The sequence below is a fragment of the Glycocaulis sp. genome (assembly GCF_052168375.1).
Taxonomy (GTDB): Bacteria; Pseudomonadota; Alphaproteobacteria; order Caulobacterales; family Maricaulaceae; genus Glycocaulis.
Map to the genome: position 1 here is coordinate 1 of NZ_JBQLZR010000302.1, position 4,207 is coordinate 4,207.

Below are 4,207 nucleotides of genomic sequence, written 5' to 3' on the forward strand. Positions count from 1 at the left end.
GGTCTCGACACCGGGAATGGCGCGCAGGGCCGACAGGTGCTCGACCGGCTGGTGGGTCGGGCCATCCTCGCCCAGCCCGATGGAATCGTGTGTGAGCACGTAGATGACCGGCTGCTCCATCAGGGCCGACAGGCGGATGGACGGGCGGCAATAGTCGGAGAAGATCAGGAAGGTGCCGCCATAGGGCGTGACACCGCCATGCAGGCTCATCCCGTTCATCGCGGCAGCCATGCCATGCTCGCGCACGCCGTAATGGATATAGCCGCCAGAGAAATCGTCCGGCTTGATGATGGCCTGCGACCCCGCCTTGGTCAGGTTCGATCCGGTCAGGTCTGCCGAGCCCCCTACAAGGGCAGGATAGTGTGCGGCAATCGCCTCCAGCACCTTGCCCGACGCGGCGCGGGTGGCGAGCTTCGGCTTGTCGGTTACGACCGAGGCGATGTGGTCTTTCAGCGCTTTCGCCGCAGCTTCGGGCATGTCGCCCTTCATGCGCGCAATGAACGCACCGCGCACATCCGAGGCGGCGAGGCGTTCATTCCAGCCCTTGCGGGCGGCCGCGTTGCGTTCAGCCATTGCGCGCCAGTCGGCATAGATGTCGTCGGGAATCTCGAAGGGGCCGTGCTCCCAGCCAAGCGCCTTGCGGGCACCGGCAATCTCGTCAGCGCCCAGAGGTGATCCGTGAGAACCAGCGGTGCCGGCCTTCTTCGGTGCACCAAAACCGATCGTGGTACGGCAAGCAATCAGGACTGGCCGGTCACTGGACTTTGCCGCGTTGAGGGCCGTGTCGACCGCTGCAGGATCATGACCGTCGACGCGCATGGTGTGCCAGCCGGCAGACGCGAAGCGGGCTTCATGGTCGACCGTGTCGGAAAGCTCGGTCGAGCCGTCAATGGAGATCGAATTGTCGTCCCAGAGCACGATGAGCCGGTTCAGTTTCAGATGCCCGGCAATCGAGATGGCCTCCTGGCTGATACCTTCCTGCAGATCGCCATCCGAGGCGATGACCCAGGTGCGGTGATCGACCAGCGCGTCTCCGAAGTGTGCGTTGAGGATGCGCTCGGCCAGTGCCATGCCAACCGCGGTGGAAATGCCCTGGCCCAGCGGACCGGTCGTCGTCTCCACGCCCGGCGTGTGACCATATTCGGGGTGGCCGGGGGTCTTCGATCCCAGCTGACGGAAATTCTTCAGCTCCTCCATCGTCACCCCTTCGACCCCGATGAGGTGGAGGATGGAATAGATCAACATGGAGCCATGGCCCGCCGACAGGACGAAGCGGTCACGATCAGGCCATTGCGGGTCCGCAGGGTCGAAGCGCATATGGCGCGCCCACAGAACCGTCGCAGCATCCGCCATCCCCATCGGCATGCCCGGATGGCCGCTTTTTGCCTTCTCGACAGCGTCCATGGACAGCGCCCGGACCGCGTTGGCCATCGGACGGATGCGATCGGGTGCAGGAGCGGTCATGGTGCGGGCCTTTGGGATCGGAGGTCGGGAAAGTCTCTGACGGGGGTCAAAGCCCGAATGCACGGGCGAGGTCAAGGCTCGGTGGATCAAAGCGTGTGTGATTGCCGTCAAGGAGGTCCCTTGCCAGCACCTTGCCGAGCTCCACCCCCCACTGGTCGAACGGATTGAGGCCATAGACGAGGCCTTCGCAGAAGACCTTGTGCTCGTGCAGCGCGATGAGCGCGCCGAGCCCCTCTGGATCAAGCCTGTCCAGCGTGATGACCGAGCTCGCCCGGCCACCGCCCATGGTCTTGTGGGCAGCCAGCGGTCCCTCACCTTCATGGCCGTCCAGCAGCGCTGCCGACTGGGCCACCAGATTGGCCCCCAGCGCGCGGGCGCGGGCGTCGCCTTCGGCGTAAAGCGCCTTCACGGCAATGAAATCGACCGGCACTTCGTTGCGGCCCTGATGGAGCCACTGGAAGAAGGAGTGCTGGACGTCTGAGCCCTTGCCGCCCCAGACGAGCTGTCCGCCTGCACTGGCTCCCAGAGGGGTGCCATCCACGGCAACGGACTTGCCAAGGCTTTCCATTTCCAGCTGCTGCAGATAGGCAGGCAGCAATTCCAGACGGCTGGAATAGGCCGCGACGCAGCGGGCCAGACATCCGCGCCCTGCGCGGTTCCAGACATCGATCAGCGCCTTGGCGAGCGGCAGATTGTCTTCAGCGGGCGCGTCGGCGAAATGTGCATCCATGGCGCGCGCCCCGGCCAGCAGGCGGGCAAAGACTTCCGGTCCCAGCGCAATCTCGAGGCATAGCCCGGCTGCCGACCAGAGCGAGTAGCGCCCGCCCACCCCTTCCTCGAAAGCAAAGATCCGCTCCGGTGCAACGCCGAAGGCTTGCGCCTTGTCAGGAGCAGCCGTCGCGGCGGCGATGCGCGCATTGGCAGCGTCCTGACCCAGCGACGCAGCGAGCCAGTCCCTCGCTGCACGGGCATTCATCAGGGTTTCACTGGTGGTGAAGGATTTCGACGTCACACAGACCAGCGTGGTGGCCGGGTCTGCGCCTTCGATGGCGTCTTCCAGATCGGCCGGGTCCAGATTGGACACGAACCGCAAATCCACTCCGTTCCGTCGATAGGCCTTCAGGGCCCCATATATCAAACGCGGACCGAGGTCGGACCCGCCAATCCCGATATTGATGATGCGGGTGAAGGGTTTGCCGGGGACTGCACCGTCTGTCTGGCAGGCCTTGGCGAACGCGGCGGTGCGGCCCTTGGCTTCGTCGATCCGGCTGGCGAGTGCGCGGTCTGCGAGCGCGCCGGTGTCGCGAAGGGCGGCATGCAAGGCCGGGCGCTCTTCTGTGGCGTTGACGATGGCACCGGACAGGAGCGCCTTGCGCGCCGCGTCGAAACCGGCGTCAGCCGCCAGCGCGAACAGCGCGTCCATTGCCGGTGCATCGAGGCGCTGATGGCGGGCATCAAGGTGGACCGGGCCTGCTTGCCATTGCAGGGCAGCATCACGGCCACCGCCAGAGCGCGCCAGCGCGGAAAGGTCCAGTGCCGCCAGTCGCGCGGCATGATCCTTCAGCAAGCTTGCAACGTCACGGTTCACGCGCCCGCCTCCTTGGTGGCCACACAGATAAGGACAGCAAGCCCGCCCTTGCCGCCTACCGCTTCGAGCGGCTTGATACTGGCAGGTTCGAGGCCAGCCTCTTTCAGCCAGACGCGCAAGTCCTCGCGGTCAAAGCCCAGATGGGCGTGATGATACTCGGCGCGAAAATCCTCAAAGTCATGGCTTTCAAAATCGGCCAGCAGCAGCAGGCCGCCGGGCGCCAGCACACGCGCCCATTCGCCGAGCGCGCGGCGCGGCTGGGCGATGTAGTGCAGCACCTGGTGCACGGTGATGAGGTCGGCTGAACCGGTCTCGAGCGGCAAGGCTGTCGCATCCGCCTGGCGGACCAGCCGGTTGGCAAGCCCGGCCTCGCTCATCTTGGAGCGGGCGACGGTCAGCATTTCGCGGCTGAGATCGACGCCAATGCCTTCCTCGGCGCGGTTGGCGAAAATCTCCAGCATGCGGCCCGTGCCGGTTCCGACGTCGAGGTGGAGCCGGAACTGCCGCTCGCCGGCCGCTTCCAGCATGGCGGCCTCGACCGCTTCTTCGGAAAAGTGCAGGCCGCGAATGCGCGCCCATTGTTCGGCCGCGACCTCGAAATATTTCTGCGCGGTCTCTGCACGCAGGCGGCGCACCTCATTCAGGCGGATCAGGTCGCGGGCGATCTCCGGATCGTCACCGCGCGCCATCTCTTCCAAGAGAGCGGCAAGGCGCTCACCGACGCGCGAGCGCGCCAGCCGGTAGAAAACCCAGCCGCCTTCGGGATAGCGCTCACACAAGCCCGCATCCGCGAGCAGTTTGAGGTGCCGGCTCACGCGCGGCTGGCTCTGGCCGAGCACCTGCATGATTTCGCTGACGGTCAGCTCTCCGCGCAGCAGCAAGGTCATGATGCGAAGCCGTGTCGGCTCGCCCAGTGCCTTCAGCTTTGTCAGCAATTCTGCGTGCATTGCACCCTGCGCGAATGGAGCCTGCTCCTGCCTACCGGCCATAGCCAGTCTCACAGGTAAAGTCGACTCAGTGCATGGAGCAAGCCGCTCAGACCATGCCAAGCGCTTGCAGGACGCCCGGAATGGCTTCCTTCAGCTTGAAGAAACCGCGCCGGGCATGGGGGTGGAAGGCTCTGTCCCAGTCGCGGCGCAACTCGACAAGGCGTAT

The 4,207-nt window shown here is 65.3% G+C and carries 3 protein-coding genes; all 3 read right to left on the reverse strand.

Translation table 11 applies throughout. The annotated features are described in order from the left end of the window. A partial coding sequence (locus tag ACTS2Z_RS12285; protein WP_442573501.1) for a transketolase family protein occupies positions 1-1,464 on the reverse strand: 1,464 nt, incomplete at its 3' end. A gap of 46 nt (positions 1,465-1,510) precedes the next feature. Next, positions 1,511-3,052, reverse strand: a complete 1,542-nt coding sequence (gene pgi / locus ACTS2Z_RS12290; protein ID WP_442573502.1) for a glucose-6-phosphate isomerase — start codon at positions 3,050-3,052, stop codon at positions 1,511-1,513. Next, the gene (locus ACTS2Z_RS12295) at positions 3,049-3,999 is read right to left on the reverse strand and encodes an ArsR/SmtB family transcription factor (RefSeq protein ID WP_442573503.1); all 951 of its coding nucleotides are present in this window, start codon (positions 3,997-3,999) and stop codon (positions 3,049-3,051) included. Before ACTS2Z_RS12295 ends, pgi begins: the two co-directional genes overlap by 4 nt. Between the last annotated feature and the right edge of the window lie 208 nt (positions 4,000-4,207).

Coding starts and splice junctions, on each gene's coding strand:
- ACTS2Z_RS12295 (WP_442573503.1), bottom strand. CDS start 3,999: ATGCACGCAGAATTGCTGACAAAGCTGAAGGCACTGGGCGAGCCGACA.